The organism is Streptomyces sp. NPDC001222 (assembly GCF_042896945.1).
GTDB lineage: Bacteria > Actinomycetota > Actinomycetes > Streptomycetales > Streptomycetaceae > Streptomyces > Streptomyces gibsoniae.
This window is the reverse complement of record NZ_JBIAXT010000021.1, coordinates 82,443-104,305: the sequence shown is the minus strand read 5'-3', so window position 1 is coordinate 104,305 and position 21,863 is coordinate 82,443. Positions and strand designations below refer to the sequence as shown.

Genomic DNA, 21,863 nt, shown 5'->3' with positions numbered 1-21,863 from the left:
GATGGCCCGGGCCGACGGGACCGACGACGACGTCGAGGCCACAGGCGGGGTGCACGCGGACGCGTCCGACGGGCAGCTCACCGAGTTGCTGCAGGCCAAGACGCCCGACGTCTATACCGCACTGCAGGAGGTGCGCGCGCGGCATCGGCCGTCCGTGCTCCGGTACGCCCGTCTGTGCACGACGAGCGAGTCGTCGGCACGGCAGCTCGCCGCGCAGGCGTTCACCCTCGCGGCCCGGGCGACGGCACGCGGCAGCGACCCCGGTGTCCCGCTCAGGCACCAGCTCCTGCTGCTGACCGCGCGGCTGGCCGCCGCCTGGGCCCGCGACGAGCGGGCGGGCGGTCTCGACCCCGCCTTCCTGGTGGCCCTCGGACCGACGGGAGGCGACGGCCCCGTCCCGCCGATGCTGGCCGCGTACCAGTTCCTGCCGTCGCGCTCCCAAGGGCTCCTCTGGTACGGGGTCGTGGAGCGGGAGCCCGCGGACCGCACGGCGGTCCTCCTCGGCCTGACCCGCGAGGACGTCGACCACGGCATCCCGCAGGCGCTGGCGGCTCTCGGCCAGGCGTCCCTCCGATCCCGGCTGGCCGCCTCCCCCGACCCGCACTGCGCGGACTTCCGCCGCCTGATCGAGGAGTCCGTACGGCCGGACAACCCGCGCCACAGCAGCGATCTGCACGCCCACATGGCGCACTGTCCGCACTGCACGGCCGCGTTCGAGGAGCTGTCCGCCCTGCGCGACCAGCCGCGCACGGCACTCGCGGAGGGCCTGCTGCCCTGGGGCGGCGCGGCCTATGTCACCCGCCGCGAGACCGATCCCCCGGCCGGGCCCCGGGCGGCCACGGCCGCCTGGCCGCACTCCCGCCGGCTGGCCCTGGCCTCGGCGGGCCTCGGCGTGGCCCTCGTCCCGCTGCTCCTGTTCCTGGTCGCGTCCGGCAACGCGCCGCAGCGGCACTCCGTCCAGACCGCCGCGACCGCCGCACCCGTGGGGCCGCCGCCGGTCACGGTGACGGCGACGGTCTCGGCGCCCCCGCCGAAGCCGAAGCCCTCCCGGTCCTCCGCGTCCCCCTCCCCGGCCCCGAGTCCCACACCGTCGAGGACGGCACATCCGAAGCCGACCCCCAAGCCGACCCCGCGCCCCGTTCCGACACACGCGCCGAACGGCACCTTCGCGCAGGTGGTGAACGTCGCCTCGGGCCTGTGCCTGGAGGTCGCCGGGGACTTCGCCGACGGCACGGACGTGGTCATCGTGCCCTGCACGTCCTCCCCCAGCCAGCGCTGGCGCGTCGACTCCGACCGCGAGGTCCTGCAGTCGTCCGCCGACCCCGATTACTGCCTGGACAGCCGCGGCTCGGTGGACAACGGCCTCGGGATCTGGGAGTGCGACTCGGTCTACGGCCGCAACGGCCGGAACCTCAAGTTCAGCGTGGACGACAACGGTGTGATCAGCCCGGCCATCGACTACGACACCGCCCTCACCGCCGACGACTACGGCCTGTCGCTGTCGCCGCTGACCGGGGACGCGGACCAGCGGTGGCGGGCGGGCGCGACCTGACGGTCAGACCACCCGGACGCCGCGCCGCCACACACCGGTGACGAGCGGTACGCCCGGCCGGTAGGCCAGATGGACATGGCTCGGGGCCTCGAGGAGCGCCAGGTCCGCGTACGCACCCGGGGTGAGCCGGCCGATGTCCGTACGCCGCAGGGCCTGCGCTCCGCCCGCCGTCGCCGACCAGAGGGCCTCGTCCGGCGTCATCCCCATGTCCCGGACGGCCAGCGCGACGCAGAACGGCACGGAGGACGTGAAGGACGACCCCGGGTTGCAGTCCGTGGACAGAGCCACCGTGACACCCGCGTCGAGCAGCCGGCGGGCGTCGGGCCACTGCGCCCGGGTGGAGAACTCGGCGCCCGGCAGCAGCGTGGCGACCGTGCGGCTGCCGGCCAGCGCGTCCACGTCGGCGTCCGTGAGATGGGTGCAGTGGTCGGCGCTGGCCGCGTCGAGTTCGACGGCGAGCTGCACACCGGGGCCGTAGGACAGCTGGTTGGCGTGGATGCGCGGATGCAGGCCCTTCGCCTTGCCCGCGGTGAGGATCGCGCGGGCCTGGTCGCCGTCGAAGGCGCCCTTCTCGCAGAACACGTCGATCCACCGGGCGTGGGGGGCGCAGGCGTCGAGCATCTCGCCGGTGACCAGGGCCACGTAGGCGGCGGGGTCGTCGGCGTAGTCCGGGGAGACGATGTGCGCGCCGAGGTAGGTGACCTCGTCCGTGTGCGCGGAGGCGATGCGCAGGGCGCGCGCCTCGTCCTGGACGGTGAGGCCGTAGCCGGACTTCGTCTCGAAGGTGGTGGTGCCCTGGCGGAGGGCCTCGGCGAGGTAGCGGACGAGGCCCGCCTCCAGCTCCGCGTCCGTCGCGGCGCGGGTCGCCGCGACGGTCGTGCGGATGCCGCCCGCCGAGTAGCCGCGGCCCGACATACGGGCGTTGAACTCCTCGGTGCGGTCGCCCGCGAAGACGAGGTGCGAGTGGGAGTCCACGAAGCCCGGGATCACCGCCCGGCCGCCGGCGTCGACCCGGTTGTCAGTGGCCGGTGCTTTGCTTGACTCACCGATCCACGCGACGCGGTCGCCGTCGACGACGACGGCCGCGTCCCGGATCAGTCCGAGAGGAGAGGTGTCGCCGAAGGAGGGGTCGTTGGTGACCAGGCTGGCGATGTTGGTGATGACCGTGCTGCTGCTCATGGGTTCCTCGTGGGTGGCCGGGCCGGTGGGGGGCGTCAGGCGCGCAGGGCTTCGACGGCGTCCGCCAGCGCCCGCGGCACGTCCGGTACGCGGGTGTGCGCCCCGTCGCGGACGACATGGCGTCCGCCCACGACCGTATGGCGCACATCCGCGGCCGTCGCGGCGAATACGGCCGTCTCGGCGCCCAGCCGCGGCAGCGGTCCCGCGGTCCTGACCGAGTCGAGCGTGATCGTCGTGAAGTCGGCGGGCGCTCCGGCCTCCAGGATGCCCGCGTCCGGCCAGCCGAGCGCGGCATGCCCGTCGGCGGAGGCGGCCCGCAGCAGCGCCGCCGCCGTCCAGTGGCCGCGGGTGCGGGTGCGCAGCCGCTCGTCGAGCTCCATGGCGCGCGCCTCCTCGAACAGGTCGATGACGGCATGGCTGTCGGAGCCCAGCGAGAGCGGGGAGCCGGCCGCCTGCAGGGCCACGGCCGGGCCGATGCCGTCCGCGAGGTCCCGTTCGGTGGTCGGGCACATACAGGTGCCGGTGGAGGTGGAGCCGATCAGCCGGATGTCCTCGTCCGTGAGATGGGTGTTGTGGACGCCGGTGGTGCGCGGCCCGAGGACGCCGTGGTCGGCGAGGAGGCGGGTCGGGGTGCGGCCGTGGGCCTGCCGGCAGGCGTCGTTCTCCGCCGTCTGCTCGGACAGGTGGACATGCAGCGGGGCCCGCCGCTCCTCGGCCCACCGCGCCACGGTCGCCAACTGGTCGGCGGGCACGGCCCGTACGGAGTGGATGGCCGCGCCGATGCGCGCGTGCTCCCGTTCCTTGAGAACTGAACAGCGTTCGGCCCAGGCCTCGGCGGTGCCGTCGGAGAAGCGGCGCTGGTGGGCGTCGGGCGCCTGTCCGAAGCCGGAGGACAGATAGGCGGTGTCGAGGAGGGTGATGCGGATGCCGGCCTCGGCGGCGGCGTCGATGAGGGCCTCGCCCATGGCGTTGGGGTCGGCGTACGGAGTGCCGTCGGGGGCGTGGTGGACGTAGTGGAACTCGCCGACGGCGGTGATCCCGGCCAGCGCCATCTCCGCGTACACCGCGCGGGCGAGCGCGTGGTACGTCTCGGGGGTGAGCCGGTCGGCGAACGCGTACATCGCCTCCCGCCAGGTCCAGAAGGTGCCGGAGCCGACCTGGACCGTGGAACGCAGGGCGCGGTGGAAGGCGTGCGAGTGGGCGTTGGCGAGCCCGGGCAGGGTGAGTCCGCGCAGGATCTCGGCACCGGGCGGCGGGGTGGCGACGCCCCTGCGGACCGAGGCGATACGGCCGTCGGCGACCTCCAGGGCGACGCCCGGCTCGACGGCGGGGTCGAGCCAGGCGTGCTCCAGCCAGTACATCTGCGTCACCTGCGGACCAGCCCTTCCAGTACGTCGGCGAGTGCGGTCACCCCGGCCAGGCAGTCGTCCTCGGCGGCGTACTCGGCCGGGGAGTGGGAGACGCCCGTGGGGTTGCGCACGAACAGCATGGCGGTCGGGATGCTGCCGGAGAGGATTCCGGCGTCGTGTCCGGCACCGGTACCCAGCACGGGGACGGTCAGTCCCGGGTCCCGGTCCCGGCCGAGGAGGCGGGCCAGTTCGTCGCGCAGTGCGTGGTCGAACTCCACGACGGGCGTGAAGGACTCGCGGACGACGTCGAGTTCGATGCCGTGGGCGTCCGCATGCTCCCGGGCCGCCTTCTCGACACCGGCGACGACGGCGTCCAGGCTCTCCTGGCCGGCGGCCCGGGAGTCGAGCCAGCCGCGCACGAGGGACGGGATGGCGTTGACGCCGTTCGGCTCCACGGCGACCTTGCCGAAGGTGGCGACGGCACCGGCGAGTTCGGCCTCCCGGCGGGCGGCGAGGACGGTCTCGGCGTACGACAGCATGGGGTCGCGGCGGTCCACGAGCCGGGTCGTGCCGGCGTGGTTGGCCTCGCCCCGGAAGTCGAACCGCCATCGCCCGTGCGGCCAGATCGCGCTGGCGACGCCCACGCGGTCACCGCTCAGGTCCAGGGCCCTGCCCTGCTCGACGTGCAGTTCGACGAACGCGCCGATACGGCCGAGCCGCTCGGGGTCGGGCCCGATGGCCTCGGGGTCGTACCCGGCGGCCTCCATGGCGCGCGGCAGCGTGATCCCGTCGCCGTCGGTGAGCCGGTGCGCCTGCTCGACGGTGAGCTGCCCGGCGGTCAGTCGCGACCCGACGCAGGCGAGCCCGAACCGGGCGCCCTCCTCGTCCCCGAAGTTGACGACCGCGAAGGGCTTGGCGAACTCGACGCCCCGGGCGCGCAGTTCGTCGAAGGCGGCGAAGGAGGACACCACGCCGAGGGGTCCGTCGAAGGCGCCGCCGTCGGGCACGGAGTCCAGATGCGACCCGGTGACCACGGCGTCCCCGGCGGCGGGGTCACCGAACCAGGCCCACTGGTTGCCGTTCCGGTCCACCTCGTGGGCCAGACACCGGGCCCGGGCCTGCTCCTCGAACCAGGCCCGGCACTCTGCGTCGGCACCGGTCCACGCGAAGCGCCGGTAGCCGCCGGAGCCGGGGTGGCGGCCGATGGGTTCCAGCTCCCGCCACATCGCGTGGAAGGAGCTGCCGGAGACGGGCCGGGGCGGCACGGCCCCGTCCCGTCCGGCTGCCTCGTGCGTCACGCGTCGTCACCTTCACGCATCGGAACGCGCACGCCCCGCTCCCCGGCCACCGACTCCGCGATGTCGTAGCCCGCGTCGACATGCCGGATGACGCCCATGCCGGGGTCGTTGGTGAGCACGCGGCGGATCTTCTCCCCGGCCAGCCGCGTGCCGTCGGCCACCGTCACCTGACCGGCGTGGATGGACCGGCCCATGCCGACCCCGCCGCCGTGGTGGATGGACACCCAGGACGCGCCGGAGGCCACGTTGACCATGGCGTTGAGCAGCGGCCAGTCCGCGATCGCGTCGGAGCCGTCGAGCATCGCCTCGGTCTCGCGGTAGGGCGAGGCGACGGATCCGCAGTCGAGGTGGTCGCGGCCGATGACGATCGGTGCGGCCAGCTCCCCGCTCGCCACCATGTCGTTGAACCGCTCACCGGCCTTGTCCCGCTCGCCGTAGCCGAGCCAGCAGATACGGGCGGGCAGGCCCTGGAAGTGGACCCGCTCACCGGCCATCTTGATCCAGCGGGCGAGGGACTCGTTCTCGGGGAACAGGTCGAGGATCGCCCGGTCGGTCTTCGCGATGTCGGCCGGGTCGCCGGACAGCGCCGCCCACCGGAAGGGGCCCTTGCCCTCGCAGAACAGCGGCCGGATGTAGGCGGGCACGAAGCCGGGGAAGGCGAAGGCCCGGTCGTATCCGGCCAGTTGGGCCTCGCCGCGGATCGAGTTGCCGTAGTCGAAGACCTCCGCGCCGGCGTCCATGAAGCCGACCATCGCCTCGACGTGCCGGGCCATCGACTCCCGGGCGCGGGTGGTGAAGCCGGCCGGGTCCTTGGCGGCGTAGGAGGCCATGTCCTCGAAGGCGACACCGAGCGGCAGATACGCCAGCGGGTCGTGGGCCGAGGTCTGGTCGGTGACGATGTCGATGGGGGCGCTCATGGCGAGCAGCTGCGGGACGAGCTCGGCGGCGTTGCCGAGGACGCCGATGGACAGCGGCTTGCGCTGGTCGCGTGCCTCGACGGCCAGCTGGAGGGCGTGCTCCAGGGAGTCGGCCTGCACGTCCAGGTAGCGGTGCTCGATGCGGCGCTCGATGGCGCGCGGATCGCAGTCGATGCAGATCGCGACACCGTCGTTCATCGTGACGGCGAGCGGCTGGGCGCCGCCCATGCCGCCGAGGCCGGCGGTCAGGGTGATCGTCCCGGCGAGGGTGCCGTTGAACTTCTTGGCGGCGACGGCGGCGAAGGTCTCGTAGGTGCCCTGGAGGATGCCCTGAGTGCCGATGTAGATCCAGGAGCCGGCGGTCATCTGCCCGTACATGGTCAGGCCGAGGGCCTCCAGACGGCGGAACTCCTCCCAGTTGGCCCAGTCGCCGACGAGGTTGGAGTTGGCGATGAGGACGCGGGGCGCCCACTCGTGGGTCTGCATGACGCCGACGGGCCGGCCGGACTGGACGAGCATCGTCTCGTCCTGCTTGAGGGTCCTCAGCGTGCGGACCATCGCGTCGAAGGAGCGCCAGTCGCGCGCGGCCTTGCCGGTGCCGCCGTACACGACCAGCTTGTCGGGATGCTCGGCGACCTCGGGGTCGAGGTTGTTCTGCAGCATCCGCAGGGCGGCCTCCTGCTGCCATCCCAGGGCGCTCGGTTCCGTGCCACGCGGCGCTCGGACGGGGCGGGGTCCTGACATGGTCTGCCTCCTGGTGGACGGCCGCACGCGGCCCGGAGGGGGCGCGCGGGGACTGTTGCAGCGGTTATTCACATCCTCGCTTCCTGAATAGAGCTAGTCAATACGTTCTTGCGCCAGCACCGGAGGGGCCGGGATGTTTGGCTGGAGACAGGCCCGCGGCGGCCGGGGCTTCGAACCGGAGAACACCCGAGAACCGGGGGTCCGCGGGGCGCCACACGGGGGAACGGGGGCGTGGCGAACATGAGGCACGGCGGGACGGGGGACGCGGTGAATATGAGGCACAGCGGGACGAAACACAACAACCACCACGGGGACGACCGCCCCGACGACGCCGAGCGGGTGGCGCGCCGGGACGAGGCCGTGCGCAGCGCCGTGGAGCAGGGACTTCTGGGGCCGGACACGCCCCTCGTCGGTCTGCTGGACGTCGTCGGCATCCGGGACTCGGCGGCGGCGCTGCGGGCGGCCTTCGACGCGGTGGTCGCGCCCGGCACGGCGGTGCTGCACGCCTTCGCGGTGAAGGCCGCCCCGCTGGTCCCGGTGCTGCGGCTGCTGCGGGAGGCGGGCATCGGCGCCGAGGTGGCGAGCCCCGGGGAACTGGCGCTGGCCCGCACGGCCGGGATGGAGCCGGAGCGGACGGTGCTGGACTCGCCCGCCAAGACGGCTCAGGAGCTGCGCGAGGCGCTGGCGCTGGGCATCGCCGTGAACGCGGACAACCCCCAGGAGCTGGAGCGGATCGACGCCCTCGTCCGGGAGGCGAAGACGTCCTCCCCACTCGGGATGCGGGTGAACCCGCAGGTCGGCGCGGGTGTGATCGACGCGCTGTCCACGGCGACCGCGACCTCCAAGTTCGGTGTGGCGCTACGGGACGAGGGGGCGCGCGACTGGCTGATCCGCGCCTATGCCGAGCGGCCCTGGCTGACCCGGCTGCACGCGCACTCCGGCTCCCAGGGGGTCCCGCTCTCGCTGATGGCACGGGGCATCGCGGAGTGCTACGCGCTCGCCGAGGAGATCAACCGGCGGACCGGCCGCCGCCAGATCGACACGATCGACCTCGGCGGCGGGCTGCCGGTCAACTTCGCGTCGGACACGACGACCCCGACGCACGCGCAGTACGCACGGCTGCTGGCGGAGGCGGTGCCGGGGCTCTTCGACGGGCGGTACGGACTGGTCACGGAGTTCGGGCGGTCGCTGCTGGCCAAGCACGGGACCGTGGTGGCGCGGGTGGAATACGCCAAACGTGCGGGCGGCCGGGCGGTGGCGATCACCCATGCGGGCGTGCAGGTCGCGACCCGCACGGTGTACGCACCGGGGGCCTGGCCGCTGCGGATCGCGGCGTACGACGCCAAGGGGCACCCGAAGGAAGGGCCCGTCGTGGCGCAGGACGTGGCGGGGCCGGCGTGCTTCGCGGGCGACCTGCTGGCCGTGGCGCACCCGCTGCCGCTGCTGGAGCCGGGCGACCATGTGGCGGCCCTGGACACCGGGGCGTACTACTTCGCGCACCACTACGCGTACAACTCCCTGGCTCGGCCCGGGGTGTACGGCTATGCGCCGGGCGCGGACGGGGGGACGCGGTTCGCGGTCGTACGGGATCCGCAGACCGTCGAGGAGATCGTCACCGAATCGGGCGGGGGGCGCGTAGGCGCATTGACGGAGCTCTGAGAAGCGCGCGGGACGGCACCCCATCGGGTGCGCGCCGCCCGCATCCGCGCTGGTCAGCGCGGATGCGCCGGGTCCACCCCAACGTCCCCGTGAACAAGGTCAGTTGACCTACCCTAGCGATCCCGCGCATGTTCCACTGGAAAATGCCGGAAGCCTCACTCCCCACGCACACGTTGCGTAGCGTCAGGGTCACTCAGCCGTACCCGAGGCGGGAGGGGAGCCACGGTGCCCGGAATCGACGAGTGCCTGTTGGAAGCCATGCGACTACCCGGTGCCAGGGGCGCCGCGGTGGTCGACTGGACCAGCGGGCTCGCGCTGGGCACAGTCGGGGAGTCGCCCGGCGGTGACCACGAGACGACCGCGGCGGAGGCCGCGGAGCTGGCCCGGCTGGCCGCCGAGCACCGGGCGTTCGCCCCGGAGGAGGACGCCGACTGGTCCGACGCCGCTTGCCCGGTCGAGGACCTGATCATCGCCAACCGGGACAGCTACCACCTGCTGCGGTTCGTCCCGACGACGTTCGACAGCAGCGTCTTCCTGCATCTGTGGCTGGCCCGCTCGGAAGGCAACCTCGCCCTCGCCCGCATCCGGCTCGGCGAGATGGCCGGGCGGCTGGTGCTGGGATGACGATGGTCGCTACTCCTCCGCCCCCGCTGCCCGTGCGGCGGCGTACGCAGATCCCGAGCGGCGGTCTGTCCCCCATGCTCGGCCGGCTCGCCGTCGAACGGGCCACCGGAGTGCTGATGCGCGAGGGTGGTCTGCTCCATCTGGTCGACGGCCAGGTGGTGTACGCCGAGAGCCCCTCGACCCCCGGCCTCGACGTCCTGCTCATCGCGCACGGCGCGCTCGACGAGGACGGCTGGCGGGAGGCGGTCGCCGAGGCGGCGACCCGGCGGCGGGTGGGACGGTTCCTGGTCGACAGCGGCCGGATCAGCGAGGGCGCCCTGGAGCTGTGCCATCTGGGTGCGCTCTACGACGCGGCGTACTTCGTCCTCGGCCCGAGCAGCGCACCCGCCCGCTTCCGCTACGGCGAGGCGCACTGGCTGGGCCCGGTGCACCCGGTACCGGTGGCCGGGGTGGAACGCGAGACACTGCGCCGCCGCGAGTTGCTGCAACGCATCTGGCCCGACCCGGCCATCGACGAGGCCCCGCTCCAGCGCACCGGCCGCGAGGCCGGCCCGGCGGTCACCCCCCGCCAGGGGGAGGTGCTCGATCTGATCGACGGAGTACGCACGGCGGCGGACATCTCCCGGGCGCTGGGCCGACCGGCGTTCCACACGCTGGTCGACGTACGGCGGCTGGCGGGGGCGGGCGCCGTCACGACCCGTCCGCACCAGGCCCCCGGCCCGGCACCGGAACCGCGTCCGGTTGCGGACCCGTTGCCGAATCCGGTTCGCAATCCGGTTCCGGATCCGTCGCCGAGTCCGGTGCCGGAGGCGTTTCCGGCCCCGGCCCCGGTCGCGGCCCCCGACCCGGTCCCGATCCCGCTGCCTCCCGCACAGGCGCCGTCGCCCGCACCGGAGGCCGGGGCGCCCGTGCCCGCCGACGTGCTGCCGCCGTTCGCCGACCCCCACGTCACGTTGCTGAAGAGGCTGAGGGATGCGCTGGAGGCCCTTTGACCGGCTCGACCGCCCACGCCCCGCCGAGAGGAGACCCCTGATGGACGCGGAGCCCGAGGTCCTCGACGAACTCCGCCGCCTGAGAACCCGTATCCCCCAGCTGACCGGTGCCCTCGCAGCCAGCGTCGACGGACTCGTCCTCGCCCAGGACACCGCCGGCGTCGAACCGGAGGGGGTCGCCGCGCTCACCGCCGCCGCGCTGGGTGTCGCCCTGCGGCTGGCGGAGGCGACGGGACAGGGCGACTTCCGCGAACTGCTCGTGCGCGGCGTCCACGGTTACGTCGCCACGTACGCGGCGGGCCGCAACGCCGTGCTCACGCTGCTCGCCCAGGACCGCGTCAACGTCGGCCGGCTGCATCTGGAGGGCCGTCGCGCGAGCAGCCGGATCGGCGAGCTGATCGACGAGGCCGTCCTGCGGGCCGAGCCGCCGCAGTCCCGCACCGCCAGGACCCCCGCCACTGCCACCACCAGGTCCGCCCCCTTGCGGACCCGCACCGCGCGCACCCCCGCGAGCCCACGTTCGGCCGCGAACGCGCGTACCACCACGGAAAGTTGAAAGGACACACTCCGAAAATGGCCAACACCGAAACCACACTGAAAGAAGCTCTCGCCTCCATCGAGGGCGCGACCGCAGCCGCCCTCGTCGACTACACGAGCGGCATGGCGCTGGGCACGCTGGGCGGCAGCAAGAGCTTCGACCTCACGGTCGCGGCGGCCGGCAACACCGATGTCGTCCGGGCCAAGCTGCGCACCATGGAACACCTCGGGCTCAAGGGACAGATCGAGGACATCCTGATCACGCTGTCCGACCAGTACCACCTGATCCGGCTGCTCACCGGCCGCGGCGGCAACGGCCTGTTCCTGTACCTGGTCCTCGACGCCAAGCGCGCCAACCTGGCGATGGCCCGCCACCAGCTGAAGAAGATCGAGGAGGACCTGGAGGTCTGACCGCCCGGCCCCTCCGCTCCCGGTCCGCGCTACACCAGCTCCGCGGTACGGCGGCGCGCCCCGCCAGGGGCCGCGTCGCCGGCCGCGATGCCGGTGCTGCGGTAGCCCTTGACCGCTGTGCCCGCGGGCGTGCCGCCGCTGCGGCCGAGCCAGTCCACGCGCACCCAGAGCAGTGCGTCGTCGGCGCGCTCCCGGCGGCCGAGCCAGGCGGCCTTCAGCCACAGCCCGGCGCCCGTCCCGGCGAGCAGCATCCCGCCGGCGGCGGACACCGCGAAGGAGCAGGCGAGCGCGGCGGCGAAGGCGGCGAGCAGCCACCAGCGGTGCCCGCGCCGCCACATCCGCACGGTGACATGGCGGTCCTGGAGCACGTCGTACTTGCCGGCGCGGGCGGCACCCCGCGCGAGGGCCGTGTACCGCTTGCGGCGGGTGTACGCGACCACCGCCGCCGCCACGACGAACAGCGCGGCGCCCGCCAAGGCGCCGATGCGACGCCCCGTCACTCCGGGCACCAGGATCCCGATACCGGCCGCGAACACCCCGAGCCACCACAGCGGTGCGGCTCCGGCCCGTACGACGACGGCCACCCGTGCCAGTCCCTGACCTCCGTGCGCCACCTCAGCCTCCCGTCCTGCCCGGTCCAGTGCTTGGTGGCGCAGGCTAACGAGTGAACGTGAGACGAGTCTGAAAACGGGCTACTCCACGAACAGCCCCCGGGCCACCGCCCTCGTGTCGAACTCCTCCAGACGCGCCTGGGCGTCCGGCAGGTCGTCGCACATCGCCTCCAGAAGGACCCGGCCGAGCAGCATCGGCGCGCAGGCCGTGTCGAAGGCGAGCCCCGTGCCGACGGCGGCCGGCAGCAGCAGGTCCGAGACCTTGGCCACCGGCGCGAACACCGAGTCGGCCACCGTGACCACCGTCAGATCCGCCTCCCGGGCGTAGGCGAGGGTGTCCAGGACCTCGCGCGGATGCCGAGGCAGCGCGAAGCACAGCAGAGCGCTCGCGCCGGCCCGTACGGCCGCGTCGATGCGGTCGTTCAGCATCGTGCCGCCCTCGTGCAGCAGCCGGACGTCCGGATGGACCTTGGCGGCGAAGTACGCGAAGCCGTACGCCTGGGAGGCCGCGGCCCGCAGGCCGAGCACGGGCAGCGGGCGGGAGGCGGCGAGGATCCGTCCGGCCTGCTGCACGGGCCGGGGGTCGGCCAGCACCTCGGCCAGGTGCCTCAGGTTCTCGATCTCGGCCTCTACGGCCTGCTGGTACTCGTTGTACGCGCCGGGGTCCGCCGTCTGTTCCGCGGGCGCGACCTCACGCAGATGCCTGCGCAGCGCCGGGTAGCCGTCGAAGCCGAGGGCGACCGCGAACCGGGTGACCGACGGCTGGCTCACTCCGGCGAGTTCGGCCAGCTCCACGCTCGACAGGAACGGCACGTCGGCGGCGCGCCGCACCATGCTGTGCGCGATACGCCGCTGGGTCGGCGTGAGCCGGTGCCCCTCGAAGAGCGTCTGCAGCCGTGCCGCAGGGCTTTCGGTCACGCTCATCACGTCCTCCCCCTCCAGATGTTCCGCGCGCCGGGCCCGGCTCCGACGCGACGGGTTCCGGCGCCCACGGCCGCGGTCGGCCACCAGACGGTACGCGCTGCGGGCACGCGGTGTCTCACGTCCGGGCCCTCTTCCGGGCAGTGCACACCTATTCAAACACCACAGCACCTGCATGGCGATATGCAGGCGGGGCACGCGCCGTGGTGCGGCGCACGCTCCGGAGCATGCGGACGGATGCCCCGGCCGACGGCCAAGCCGCGGTATCGCGGCATCGATGATCCGACGACGAATCCGCCAAGCATCCTTAAATCGACACATACAGCCACCGTGCGAATACCTACGGTGAACAGGCGCCGCGCTCAACGCCCCCGGTGAGCGCGGCGCTCCAGGACTCTTCGGCGAGCCCCACCCCGAAGAGGGGGGCTTTCCCCAGTGCCCCGGGCCTCCCGGCTCCCTAGCGTGGTGTGCATGACGGGAATGGACGGCCGGGGCGCCGACCTCAAGAAGGAACTGGACGCCACCTTGGGGGCCCGCAGGGAACTGGGCGAGGAGTACGACGCGGCGCTGGTCGAGTCCTTCCTCGAGAAGGTCGACCGGCGCATCGACAGCGCGGTCGACCGCCGCCTGCGCAGACAACTGGCCGAGCAGCAGATGATGGAGGCGCGCGGCGCGCGGTCCCCGCAGGCCACGGACTCCTGGGGCGAGCGCTTCGGCTTCGGCATCGTCTCGCTGGTGCTGGCGATACCGCTCTCCGCGATCGGCGGCGGCATCGGCCATCTGCCCGGTCTGCTGATCGCCTGGGCGGGCATCGTCGGGGTCAACGCGGTCCAGGCCGCGCGCACAACTCCGGGCCTCTTCGGCCGCCGCCACCGGCCCTCGGGGGACGGCGACTGGGAGGACTGACGGACCGGACGGACCACGACGGCCCACCGGAAAGAGAGACCCCTTCAAGGAAGCGCGCGGGGACCGCTGAAAAGAAATGCGCGGGGACCGCCGCACCCCCGTTGCCGGGGGGCGGGACGACGGCGGTCCCCGCGAGGGACGCGGGCCGGGTCAGGGCCGGGCTTGCGCGTCCGTGGCGTCCATGGAGGTCCGGGAGCCGCTCCGGAGGTTCCTGGCGCCGTTTTGGTTGCCGACCGGGACGGGGAGCCGCTCCCGCCCTGCCGACACCCCTAATGTGCCGGACGCGTGTTAAGCGGGTGCTGCGCGCACGTGACGCGCTCGTACCACTTCCGAGAAGCCCCGCCCCCGCGTGTCACCGTGCGTTCTCCGGTGACACGCATGGTTCACCGGACGTTCGTCACTGCTTTCCGCCCTTGGCCAGGAACGCCAGCAGGTCCTGGCGGCTGACCACGCCGGTCGGCTTGCCCTCGACGATGACGATCGCCGCGTCGGCCGTACCCAGCACGGACATCAGGTCCGCGACCGGTTCGCCGGAGCCGACCTGCGGCAGCGGCGCGGACATGTGCTTCTCCAGCGGGTCGTCCAGCGAGGCGCGCTTGGTGAACAGCGCGTCCAGCAGTTCACGCTCGACGACGGAGCCCACGACCTCGGCCGCCATGACGTCAGGGTGCCCGGCGCCCGGCTTCACGATCGGCATCTGCGAGACGCCGTACTCGCGCAGCACCTCGATGGCCTGGCCGACCGTCTCGTCGGGGTGCATGTGGACGAGGGAGGGGATGCCGCCCTCCTTGTCGTTCAGCACGTCCCCGACACGGGCGCTCGGGCCGGCGTCCTCCAGGAAGCCGTAGTCGGCCATCCACTCGTCATTGAAGATCTTGGTGAGGTAGCCGCGCCCGCTGTCCGGCAGCAGCACGACCACGACATCGTCCGGCCCCAGCCGCTCGGCGACCCTCAGCGCCGCCACGACCGCCATACCGCAGGAGCCGCCGACCAGCAGGCCCTCCTCCTTGGCCAGCCGCCGCGTCATCTGGAAGGAGTCCTTGTCGGACACGGCGACGATCTCGTCGGTGACGGTCCGGTCGTACGCGGTCGGCCAGAAGTCCTCCCCGACGCCCTCGACGAGATACGGCCGCCCGGAGCCGCCCGAGTACACCGAGCCCTCGGGGTCGGCGCCGATGACCTTGACCCGGCCGTCGCTGGCCTCCTTCAGGTAGCGCCCGGTGCCGGAGATCGTGCCGCCCGTGCCCACGCCCGCGACGAAGTGGGTGATCTTCCCCTCCGTCTGCTCCCACAGCTCGGGGCCGGTCGAGTGATAGTGCGAAAGGGGGTTGTTGGGGTTGGAGTACTGGTCCGGCTTCCAGGCGCCGGGGGTCTCCCGGACGAGCCGGTCGGAGACGTTGTAGTACGAGTCCGGGTGCTCCGGGGCGACCGCCGTCGGGCACACGACCACTTCGGCGCCGTACGCGCGCAGGACGTTGATCTTGTCAGTGGAGACCTTGTCAGGGCACACGAAGATGCACTTGTAGCCCTTCTGCTGGGCCACGATCGCGAGACCCACGCCCGTGTTGCCGCTGGTCGGCTCGACGATCGTGCCGCCCGGCTTGAGCTCGCCGCTCTCCTCGGCCGCCTCGATCATGCGCAGCGCGATGCGGTCCTTCACCGAACCGCCGGGGTTGAAGTACTCGACCTTCGCGAGGACGGTCGCCTGGATGCCGGCGGTCACGCGGTTGAGTCTGACCAGCGGGGTGTTGCCGACCAGGCTGATCATCGAGTCGTGGAATTGCACCGTTGTCTCCGGTTGCTTGCCAAAAAGTGGTCGTGATGGTGCCGCCAGCGTAAGCGCTCCCGCGTCAGGACGGTCCGCAACAGCAAAGGTCCGGGCGTTCACGCGCCGTTGAGATTGGACGACGGTGCGTACGGGGCAAGCAGTGGATGTACGGCTACGAGGAGGTGGCGGCGACGCATGTCGAGCATGTCGAGGGCGAGAGTGGCCCGGCGCATCGCGGCGGGCGCGGCGTACGGCGGCGGCGGAATCGGCTTGGTCGGAGCAGCCGCCGCCGGGCTGCTGCTGGCCGAGGTACAGATGGCCAAGCGCCATGTGGGCAACGGGCACAGCCCCTACCCGCCGAGCGCTGACGGCCTGTACGGGCGAGGGTACGCCGGTCTGGACGGTCCGCCGCTGAGACTGATGATGCTCGGCGACTCCACGTCCGTGGGGCAGGGAGTGCACCGCTTCCGCCAGACCCCGGGCGCGCTGCTGGCCTCGGGGCTCGCGGCGGTGGCCGAGCGTCCGGTGGAGCTGCGGGTGGTGGCGGTTCCCGGAGCGCAGTCGGACGACCTCGACCGTCAGGTGTCGCTGGCGCTGGAGGGGCCGGACCAGGTCCCGGACGTCTGCGTGATCATCGTCGGCGCGAACGATGTGACACATCGCATGCCCCCGACGCGCTCGGTGCGCCATCTGTCGGCGGCCGTGCGCCGGCTGCGCACGGCGGGCGCGGAGGTCGTGGTGGGCACCTGCCCCGACCTCGGGACCATCGAGCCCGTCCAGCAGCCGCTGCGCTGGCTGGCCCGTCGGGCCTCCCGCCAGCTCGCCGCGGCGCAGACGATCGGCGTGGTCGAGCAGGGCGGCCGTACTGTGTCGCTGGGCGACCTGCTGGGCCCGGAGTTCGAGGCGAATCCCCGCGAGCTCTTCGGCCCCGACAACTACCACCCCTCGGCCGAGGGGTACGCCACGGCGGCGATGGCGGTCCTGCCGACGGTCTGCGCGGCGCTGGGCCTGTGGCCGGCGGACGAGGAGCGCCCCGACGCGTTCCGCCGGGAGGGTTTCCTGCCCGTGGCCCGCGCGGCCGCGGAGGCGGCCTCGGAGGCGGGCACCGAGGTCACGGCCGCTCTGCCGACGGGTCCCAGGGGCCCCTGGGCCCTCCTCAAGCGGCGGCGCCGCCGGCGTCTGCCGACCCCGGACGCGAGCCCGGCCACCGAACGGGAGCCGCTGCCCTGACGGGCGGCCACCCGTCCCGGCTTCCGGCCTCCGCCTCGCCCCGTCCTGGTCCCGGAGCGGCCCGGATCGGGGCGGAGGCGCCCGCACCCGGCTCGCGAAAAAGCAAGCGCTTAGAAAAGTGCGGCCGGTGTCACACCCCACGGCCCGTGACCTCCAACGTACGTACGGGTAACTTCCCCCACAGCCCTGCCCTCCTCGTGCAATGGAGCCGTGATGCCCGAAGCCGTCATCGTCTCGACCGCCCGCTCGCCCATCGGCCGCGCCGGCAAGGGTTCCCTCAAGGACCTGCGCCCCGACGACCTGACCGCGACCATCATCCAGACGGCGCTCGCCAAGATCCCCGAGCTGGACCCGAAGGACATCGACGACCTGATGCTCGGCTGCGGTCTGCCCGGCGGCGAGCAGGGCTACAACCTCGGCCGGATCGTCGCCGTGCAGATGGGCATGGACCATCTGCCGGGCTGCACGGTCACCCGTTACTGCTCCTCCTCGCTGCAGACCTCCCGCATGGCCCTGCACGCCATCAAGGCCGGCGAGGGCGACGTCTTCATCTCGGCCGGTGTCGAGACGGTCTCCCGCTTCTTCAAGGGCAGCTCCGACGGTCTCCCGGACACCCGCAACCCCCTCTTCGCCGAGGCCGAGGCGCGCACCGCCGCTGTCGCCGAGTCCGGGAGCGACGAGTGGCACGACCCGCGTGAGGACGGCCTGCTGCCCGACCCGTACATCGCGATGGGCCAGACCGCGGAGAACCTCGCCCGCCTCAAGGGCATCACCCGCGAGGAGATGGACGAGTTCGGCGTCCGCTCGCAGAACCTCGCCGAGCAGGCCATCGCCAAGGGCTTCTGGGAGCGCGAGATCACCCCGGTGACCCTCCCCGACGGGACGGTCGTCAGCAAGGACGACGGTCCGCGCGCCGGCGTGACCCTCGAGGGCGTGGCCGGGCTCAAGCCCGTCTTCCGCCCCGACGGCCGCGTCACCGCCGGCAACTGCTGCCCCCTGAACGACGGCGCCGCCGCCCTGGTCATCATGAGCGACACCAAGGCCCGGGAGCTGGGGCTGACGCCGCTCGCCCGGATCGTCTCCACCGGTGTCTCCGGGCTCTCCCCCGAGATCATGGGCTACGGCCCGGTCGAGGCCACCAATCAGGCCCTCAAGCGCGCCGGCCTCACCATCGGCGACATCGACCTCGTCGAGATCAACGAGGCGTTCGCGGCCCAGGTGATCCCCTCCTACCGCGACCTGGACATCCCGCTGGACAAGCTGAACGTCAACGGCGGTGCCATCGCCGTGGGCCACCCCTTCGGCATGACCGGCGCCCGCATCACCACCACACTGATCAACTCTCTCCAGTGGCACGACAAGCAGTTCGGCCTGGAGACGATGTGCGTCGGCGGCGGCCAGGGCATGGCGATGGTCATCGAGCGCCTGAGCTGACGGACTCACGTCCGGCACGCCCCCACGACAACGGTCCGAAGCCCCTGTCCCTCACGGGCTTCGGGCCGTTTTGTGATCCAATCTCCCCCAGGATGTGACCTATCTCCCTCCGACTAGGGTTTACCCAGGTCAGAGCCGTTTCCGGGGGAGGCTTGCACACCCGGACGCTGTCCGTTTCGTGACGTTACGCACTGACAGCTGGTTAGTCCACCCTTCAAGCTGATGTAGGAAGTCCGGGGCCGACCTTGAACCGGGAGTACGTCAGTGAGCGCCATGCCGATTGCCCTGCTGCTCACCACGACCGCCACCGCGGGCGTGGGCGTCGCCGTCCTGCGCAGCGTGCGCACGCTGCGCCGGCAGATCGCGGCCCTGCGCAGCGAACTCGCCGAGGGCCGCGCCGCGCAGGCACAGGGCCTGGTGCCCGCCGCCCGCCCCGGCACGGACGCGGAGGAGATACGCACCGCCGTGGCCGAGGCGCTGGCCGAGGAGCGGGAGCGTGAGCTGGCCGAGGCGCGGGCCTTCTGGGCCGCCCAGGAGGCCCGGGACATCGCCGACGCCCCCACCCTGTTCGGCCTGCCCGACAGCGAGCTGTTCGTGCCCCACCAGTCGGACTTCGCGGGCCTGGAGCACGACAGCCTGGAACCGGTGGCGGAACCCTTCCTCGAGAAGAACGAGTTCGCTCAGAACTCCTCCGTGGACGAGGGCCTCGGGGGGGAGTCCCCCGAGCTGGCCGCCGCCCGCCGTCGGCACCCCTCGCACCCCGACTTCGTCCCGTCCCCGTCCCCTGTGGTCAACGACCACGAGCGCACGGTCGCCCGTCTGGAGGAGCTGGCCGCCGCTCGTGTCGAACTCGCCGATGTGCGCCCCGGCCCGCTGGGGACCCTCGACGTCTACGTCTTCGCGGACGGTACGACGCTGTGCATGACGCCGGGCCACCGCGAGACGGCGGAGCGCCTGACGGCGGCCCTGGACGCCGGCCACGCGCCGGTCCTGCTCGGCGGCTCGGGCGTCTCGGGGGCGTACGCGCTGACGTTCGAGTGCGGCGACGAGAGCGTCTACATCCTGGCGGACCGCGTCATCGCGACCCTCTGACGAGACCGGTGGCACACGGCGGCCACCGGCACGGCTCCCGGGGGATGCGATCGCGCCGAAGGCGTACGCGCCTCAGACCCCGGCGCGTTGCTGTGCCTCCTGCACCAGCGTCACGGCCTGGGCGAGTTCCTCCTCGTCGCTCAGGACGACCGCGAGATCGTGTGCGGCGACCGTGATCTGGTCGGCGACCGCGAACATACCCGCGTCCGGCATGTCGCGGGGCTCGGCCGAGGGATCCTCCAGGAGCTGCGCGCGGCGCGCCAACTCCCTTGCCAGGCCGAGCGCCTCGGCCGCGGCGCTCCGTTGCAGCCGGCTCTGGGGCGCGGCCCGCAGGCGGTCGGCGAAGTGATCCACAGCCTGGGTCAAAGGCGTCGTATCAAGCACGCGGCGAGACTACGCGTCGCGGCAGGACTGTTGCCAACAGGCGAACACTCAGGCACGGTGACTTGAAGGACCGGCTTCGTCGAACGCGTCCGGAGGCGCCGATGTCCCAAGTCTTCTCCGAAGAGACCCATCGCAATCTGCTCGCCCGCATCCCGCACTGCACCGGTCGTGAAGTGTCCGACTGGCTTCGCACCGTCGCCGAAGGCCCCGCTCTCTGCTTCGAGGAGAAGGTCAGCTGGCTCCGGCACGAGCACAATCTCGCCTACGGCCACGCCAAGGCACTCATTCACGAGTACGACCTGAGAAGGGCCGCGCGCAAACTCGCCTGAGCGCGCACCGTCGAACCCGACTCCATATGCCGAAGGGCCCCCGAACCGTGGTTCGGGGGCCCTTCGGCTGAGACCGACCGGCACTGACCGGTACTAGTCGTTACTGCTGAAGATGGCGACCAGCCGCAGCATCTCCACGTAGATCCACACCAGGGTCATGGTCAGGCCGAACGCGGCCAGCCAGGACTCCTCGCGCGGTGCGCCGTACGCGATGCCGTCCTCGATCTGCTTGAAGTCGAGGGTGAGGAAGAACGCACCGAGCAGGATCGCGATGATGCCGACGAGCGCGCCCAGCGGGCCCATGCTGCGCAGCCCGCCGTCGGGGGCGGCGCCGAACGCGACCAGCAGCAGGTTGACCGCCATCACCAGGACGAACGCGATGGCGATGGCCATACCGATGCGGGCGTACCGCGCGGTGACCCGGATCCAGCCCGCCTTGTAGACGAGCAGGGTCGCGCCGGACACCGCCATGGTGCCGAGCACCGCCTGGAAGGGCGCGCCGGACCACTGCGCGTTGTACATCTCGCTGATGACGCCGAGGAAGACGCCCTCGAAGGCGGCGTACCCCAGGATCAGGGCGGGCGAGGGGGTGCGCTTGAAGGACTGCACCATCGCCAGCACGAACGCGATCAGCGCGGAGCCGACCGCGAGGCCGTAGCCGGTGGCCGAGATCGGCAGCAGCGTCCACGCGAGGATCGCGCCGACGGCGACCGTGCCGAGCGTCATCGCCGAGCGCATGACGACGTCGTCCATCGTCATCCGGCCGGTGGAGGCCGGGGCCTGCGGCGGGGCGCCGTACTGCGTCTGCTGGGCGTAGGGGTTCTGCGCGTAGGGGTTGGCACCGCCCGCGTAGGGGTTCTGCGCATACGGGTTGCCCTGCGTGCCGACAGCGGCTCCCCCGGCCTGCGGCGCGGTGTTGAAGCTCGCGTAGCCGTTGTCGCGGCTGAACCCCCGACGCGAGAAGACCGGGTTGCTGCTCCTCATTTCACTCCTCCATGGCCACCCTGCGTGGCCTTGGCTCAAGAGTAATAGGTAGGCAAAGGATTGACCCTACTGCTTGGGGAGGATCTTTCCCTCGTCCTTGCGCGCAACACGCTACGCACCTGCGTGATTCCCAGCACGTAAGCGGCCCATCCATGACCGAGTCGGAACAGAGTCGAGACCGGCCACGGACCGGCCACGGCCCGCTCTTCACCCGGACGGGTGACACCGGCCGCCGCCGACCCCACCCGGACGGACCTCCGAGGACCCACCCCGAGGAAACCCCGAGGTCTCCCCCTAGGGGGTGCGTCTGCCGGAAGCCCGTGCAACGGACCGCGGGCCAGGGGCCGGTCGGCGGCGCCCGCCTCATGACCTCCGCCCACCGGAAAACGCCCCCGGTCGGAACGGGAAAAGGGATCTCGGAAACCCTCGCTCTCGACGGCCGGAGGCACTTTCCACGGAAACGTCAACCAGCGCGCCAGCCATCACCGGTATTTCCCCGGGGAGGAGCGGGCGGAGCGGCAGGGAACGAATAGGTCTCCAGCATGTGCCCGTCTTCGTCACGGGCCGACAACGAGATCTCTGCCATGCCGTCCACTGTCAGACCGAAGGCGGCGACATTCACTCCGGGACAGCGCGGGACCGGATAGAGCCGGAGTTCGGTCGGCTCGGCCGATCCCACCGTCAGGGTCAGTTGTGCGACGGAATCCGCGGCTCGCACGACGATTCCGAGGAAATCGCCCTCTCTGCCCCAGTAGAGGTTGAGGTCGCGATGCTCCGCGAGCGCCGGTCCGCCCATGCCGCCGCCGAACACCGCGGCACCCCGTCTCCTGACGCCGAGCATCGTCGTGACATCGTCCGGGCGGACCGTGACGGTGAGCTGCCAGTCCTCTCCGGACGGAAGCACTCCCCGGGCGACGACCGCTTCATCGTCCTGCATGTCGC

At 72.3% G+C, this 21,863-nt stretch carries 21 protein-coding genes; 11 read left to right on the top strand and 10 right to left on the bottom strand.

The genetic code is table 11. From position 1 onward, the window contains the following. The first annotated feature begins 1 nt into the window (after nucleotide 1). Nucleotides 2-1,552, top strand: a complete 1,551-nt coding sequence (locus tag ACFY2Z_RS26015; RefSeq protein WP_390746506.1) for an RICIN domain-containing protein — start codon at nucleotides 2-4, stop codon at nucleotides 1,550-1,552. Between the two features lie 3 nt (nucleotides 1,553-1,555). Here the strand turns inward: ACFY2Z_RS26015 and hutI are convergent, their stop codons facing one another. The 4 genes from hutI to hutU form a co-directional block, all read right to left on the bottom strand. Then, nucleotides 1,556-2,731, bottom strand: a complete 1,176-nt coding sequence (hutI, locus tag ACFY2Z_RS26010; protein ID WP_390746505.1) for an imidazolonepropionase — start codon at nucleotides 2,729-2,731, stop codon at nucleotides 1,556-1,558. A gap of 35 nt (nucleotides 2,732-2,766) precedes the next feature. Next, on the bottom strand, nucleotides 2,767-4,092 hold the full coding sequence (locus tag ACFY2Z_RS26005; protein WP_390746552.1) for a formimidoylglutamate deiminase: 1,326 nt from the start codon (nucleotides 4,090-4,092) through the stop codon (nucleotides 2,767-2,769). Nucleotides 4,093-4,097: 5 nt separating this feature from the next. Continuing rightward, nucleotides 4,098-5,306, bottom strand: coding sequence for an allantoate amidohydrolase (locus ACFY2Z_RS26000; RefSeq protein WP_390746551.1), 1,209 nt, complete (start codon nucleotides 5,304-5,306; stop codon nucleotides 4,098-4,100). Between the two features lie 68 nt (nucleotides 5,307-5,374). Then, nucleotides 5,375-7,039, bottom strand: a complete 1,665-nt coding sequence (hutU, locus tag ACFY2Z_RS25995) for a urocanate hydratase (protein ID WP_390746504.1) — start codon at nucleotides 7,037-7,039, stop codon at nucleotides 5,375-5,377. A 273-nt stretch (nucleotides 7,040-7,312) separates the two neighbouring features. Here hutU and ACFY2Z_RS25990 point away from each other — a divergent pair, with 273 nt between their 5' ends. The 5 genes from ACFY2Z_RS25990 to ACFY2Z_RS25970 all read left to right on the top strand — a co-directional run bounded on the left by ACFY2Z_RS25990 (nucleotide 7,313) and on the right by ACFY2Z_RS25970 (nucleotide 11,262). Further along, nucleotides 7,313-8,698, top strand: coding sequence for a diaminopimelate decarboxylase (locus ACFY2Z_RS25990; RefSeq protein ID WP_390746503.1), 1,386 nt, complete (start codon nucleotides 7,313-7,315; stop codon nucleotides 8,696-8,698). A 225-nt stretch (nucleotides 8,699-8,923) separates the two neighbouring features. Then, entirely contained in the window at nucleotides 8,924-9,322 is a 399-nt protein-coding gene (locus ACFY2Z_RS25985; RefSeq protein WP_311700364.1) for a hypothetical protein, read from the top strand. Further along, nucleotides 9,319-10,314, top strand: coding sequence for a hypothetical protein (locus ACFY2Z_RS25980; RefSeq protein WP_390746502.1), 996 nt, complete (start codon nucleotides 9,319-9,321; stop codon nucleotides 10,312-10,314). The genes ACFY2Z_RS25985 and ACFY2Z_RS25980 overlap by 4 nt, the downstream gene beginning before the upstream one ends. Before the next feature lie 40 nt (nucleotides 10,315-10,354). Then, complete coding sequence (locus ACFY2Z_RS25975) at nucleotides 10,355-10,870, top strand: roadblock/LC7 domain-containing protein (protein WP_390746501.1); 516 nt, start codon at nucleotides 10,355-10,357, stop codon at nucleotides 10,868-10,870. 17 nt (nucleotides 10,871-10,887) lie between these two features. Continuing rightward, nucleotides 10,888-11,262: a hypothetical protein gene (locus ACFY2Z_RS25970; protein WP_355911532.1), complete on the top strand. Its 375-nt coding sequence runs from the start codon at nucleotides 10,888-10,890 to the stop codon at nucleotides 11,260-11,262. 29 nt (nucleotides 11,263-11,291) lie between these two features. On the opposite strand, the gene ACFY2Z_RS25965 is transcribed toward ACFY2Z_RS25970, so the two are convergent. Then, nucleotides 11,292-11,876, bottom strand: a complete 585-nt coding sequence (locus ACFY2Z_RS25965) for a hypothetical protein (protein WP_390746500.1) — start codon at nucleotides 11,874-11,876, stop codon at nucleotides 11,292-11,294. 78 nt (nucleotides 11,877-11,954) lie between these two features. Continuing rightward, on the bottom strand, nucleotides 11,955-12,797 hold the full coding sequence (locus ACFY2Z_RS25960; protein WP_390746499.1) for a MurR/RpiR family transcriptional regulator: 843 nt from the start codon (nucleotides 12,795-12,797) through the stop codon (nucleotides 11,955-11,957). A 477-nt stretch (nucleotides 12,798-13,274) separates the two neighbouring features. On the opposite strand from ACFY2Z_RS25960, the gene ACFY2Z_RS25955 reads away from it, so the two are divergent. Then, on the top strand, nucleotides 13,275-13,700 hold the full coding sequence (locus ACFY2Z_RS25955; RefSeq protein ID WP_390746550.1) for a hypothetical protein: 426 nt from the start codon (nucleotides 13,275-13,277) through the stop codon (nucleotides 13,698-13,700). Between the two features lie 397 nt (nucleotides 13,701-14,097). Here ACFY2Z_RS25955 and ACFY2Z_RS25950 read toward each other — a convergent pair whose 3' ends face one another. Beyond that, nucleotides 14,098-15,486 (bottom strand): cystathionine beta-synthase, encoded by a 1,389-nt coding sequence (locus ACFY2Z_RS25950; RefSeq protein WP_311700358.1) that lies wholly within the window; start codon nucleotides 15,484-15,486, stop codon nucleotides 14,098-14,100. Nucleotides 15,487-15,663: 177 nt separating this feature from the next. Here ACFY2Z_RS25950 and ACFY2Z_RS25945 point away from each other — a divergent pair, with 177 nt between their 5' ends. The 3 genes from ACFY2Z_RS25945 (at nucleotide 15,664) to ACFY2Z_RS25935 (ending at nucleotide 19,224) form a co-directional block, all read left to right on the top strand. Continuing rightward, nucleotides 15,664-16,698 (top strand): SGNH/GDSL hydrolase family protein, encoded by a 1,035-nt coding sequence (locus ACFY2Z_RS25945; RefSeq protein WP_390746498.1) that lies wholly within the window; start codon nucleotides 15,664-15,666, stop codon nucleotides 16,696-16,698. 213 nt (nucleotides 16,699-16,911) lie between these two features. Beyond that, complete coding sequence (locus ACFY2Z_RS25940) at nucleotides 16,912-18,132, top strand: acetyl-CoA C-acetyltransferase (RefSeq protein ID WP_390746497.1); 1,221 nt, start codon at nucleotides 16,912-16,914, stop codon at nucleotides 18,130-18,132. A 273-nt stretch (nucleotides 18,133-18,405) separates the two neighbouring features. Beyond that, nucleotides 18,406-19,224: a hypothetical protein gene (locus tag ACFY2Z_RS25935; RefSeq protein ID WP_390746496.1), complete on the top strand. Its 819-nt coding sequence runs from the start codon at nucleotides 18,406-18,408 to the stop codon at nucleotides 19,222-19,224. 72 nt (nucleotides 19,225-19,296) lie between these two features. Here ACFY2Z_RS25935 and ACFY2Z_RS25930 read toward each other — a convergent pair whose 3' ends face one another. Next, nucleotides 19,297-19,608 (bottom strand): hypothetical protein, encoded by a 312-nt coding sequence (locus ACFY2Z_RS25930; protein ID WP_388969098.1) that lies wholly within the window; start codon nucleotides 19,606-19,608, stop codon nucleotides 19,297-19,299. Between the two features lie 101 nt (nucleotides 19,609-19,709). On the opposite strand from ACFY2Z_RS25930, the gene ACFY2Z_RS25925 reads away from it, so the two are divergent. Continuing rightward, nucleotides 19,710-19,937 carry a DUF4287 domain-containing protein gene (locus ACFY2Z_RS25925; protein WP_311700353.1) on the top strand — a complete coding sequence of 76 codons (228 nt, stop codon included), beginning with the start codon at nucleotides 19,710-19,712 and terminating at the stop codon, nucleotides 19,935-19,937. 93 nt (nucleotides 19,938-20,030) lie between these two features. On the opposite strand, the gene ACFY2Z_RS25920 is transcribed toward ACFY2Z_RS25925, so the two are convergent. Next, complete coding sequence (locus tag ACFY2Z_RS25920; protein ID WP_390746495.1) at nucleotides 20,031-20,921, bottom strand: Bax inhibitor-1/YccA family protein; 891 nt, start codon at nucleotides 20,919-20,921, stop codon at nucleotides 20,031-20,033. A 463-nt stretch (nucleotides 20,922-21,384) separates the two neighbouring features. Then, complete coding sequence (locus ACFY2Z_RS25915) at nucleotides 21,385-21,858, bottom strand: hypothetical protein (RefSeq protein WP_390746494.1); 474 nt, start codon at nucleotides 21,856-21,858, stop codon at nucleotides 21,385-21,387. Nucleotides 21,859-21,863: the final 5 nt, after the last annotated feature.

Bases quoted from the DNA above. Each gene is read 5' to 3' on its own strand.
- ACFY2Z_RS26015 (WP_390746506.1), top strand. From the start codon at position 2: ATGGCCCGGGCCGACGGGACCGACGACGACGTCGAGGCCACAGGCGGG.
- hutI (WP_390746505.1), bottom strand. From the start codon at position 2,731: ATGAGCAGCAGCACGGTCATCACCAACATCGCCAGCCTGGTCACCAAC.
- ACFY2Z_RS26005 (WP_390746552.1), bottom strand. From the start codon at position 4,092: ATGTACTGGCTGGAGCACGCCTGGCTCGACCCCGCCGTCGAGCCGGGC.
- ACFY2Z_RS26000 (WP_390746551.1), bottom strand. From the start codon at position 5,306: ATGTGGCGGGAGCTGGAACCCATCGGCCGCCACCCCGGCTCCGGCGGC.
- hutU (WP_390746504.1), bottom strand. From the start codon at position 7,039: ATGTCAGGACCCCGCCCCGTCCGAGCGCCGCGTGGCACGGAACCGAGC.
- ACFY2Z_RS25990 (WP_390746503.1), top strand. From the start codon at position 7,313: ATGAGGCACAGCGGGACGAAACACAACAACCACCACGGGGACGACCGC.
- ACFY2Z_RS25980 (WP_390746502.1), top strand. From the start codon at position 9,319: ATGACGATGGTCGCTACTCCTCCGCCCCCGCTGCCCGTGCGGCGGCGT.
- ACFY2Z_RS25975 (WP_390746501.1), top strand. From the start codon at position 10,355: ATGGACGCGGAGCCCGAGGTCCTCGACGAACTCCGCCGCCTGAGAACC.
- ACFY2Z_RS25970 (WP_355911532.1), top strand. From the start codon at position 10,888: ATGGCCAACACCGAAACCACACTGAAAGAAGCTCTCGCCTCCATCGAG.
- ACFY2Z_RS25960 (WP_390746499.1), bottom strand. From the start codon at position 12,797: ATGAGCGTGACCGAAAGCCCTGCGGCACGGCTGCAGACGCTCTTCGAG.
- ACFY2Z_RS25955 (WP_390746550.1), top strand. From the start codon at position 13,275: ATGGACGGCCGGGGCGCCGACCTCAAGAAGGAACTGGACGCCACCTTG.
- ACFY2Z_RS25945 (WP_390746498.1), top strand. From the start codon at position 15,664: ATGTCGAGCATGTCGAGGGCGAGAGTGGCCCGGCGCATCGCGGCGGGC.
- ACFY2Z_RS25940 (WP_390746497.1), top strand. From the start codon at position 16,912: ATGCCCGAAGCCGTCATCGTCTCGACCGCCCGCTCGCCCATCGGCCGC.
- ACFY2Z_RS25935 (WP_390746496.1), top strand. From the start codon at position 18,406: ATGCCGATTGCCCTGCTGCTCACCACGACCGCCACCGCGGGCGTGGGC.
- ACFY2Z_RS25925 (WP_311700353.1), top strand. From the start codon at position 19,710: ATGTCCCAAGTCTTCTCCGAAGAGACCCATCGCAATCTGCTCGCCCGC.
- ACFY2Z_RS25920 (WP_390746495.1), bottom strand. From the start codon at position 20,921: ATGAGGAGCAGCAACCCGGTCTTCTCGCGTCGGGGGTTCAGCCGCGAC.
- ACFY2Z_RS25915 (WP_390746494.1), bottom strand. From the start codon at position 21,858: ATGCAGGACGATGAAGCGGTCGTCGCCCGGGGAGTGCTTCCGTCCGGA.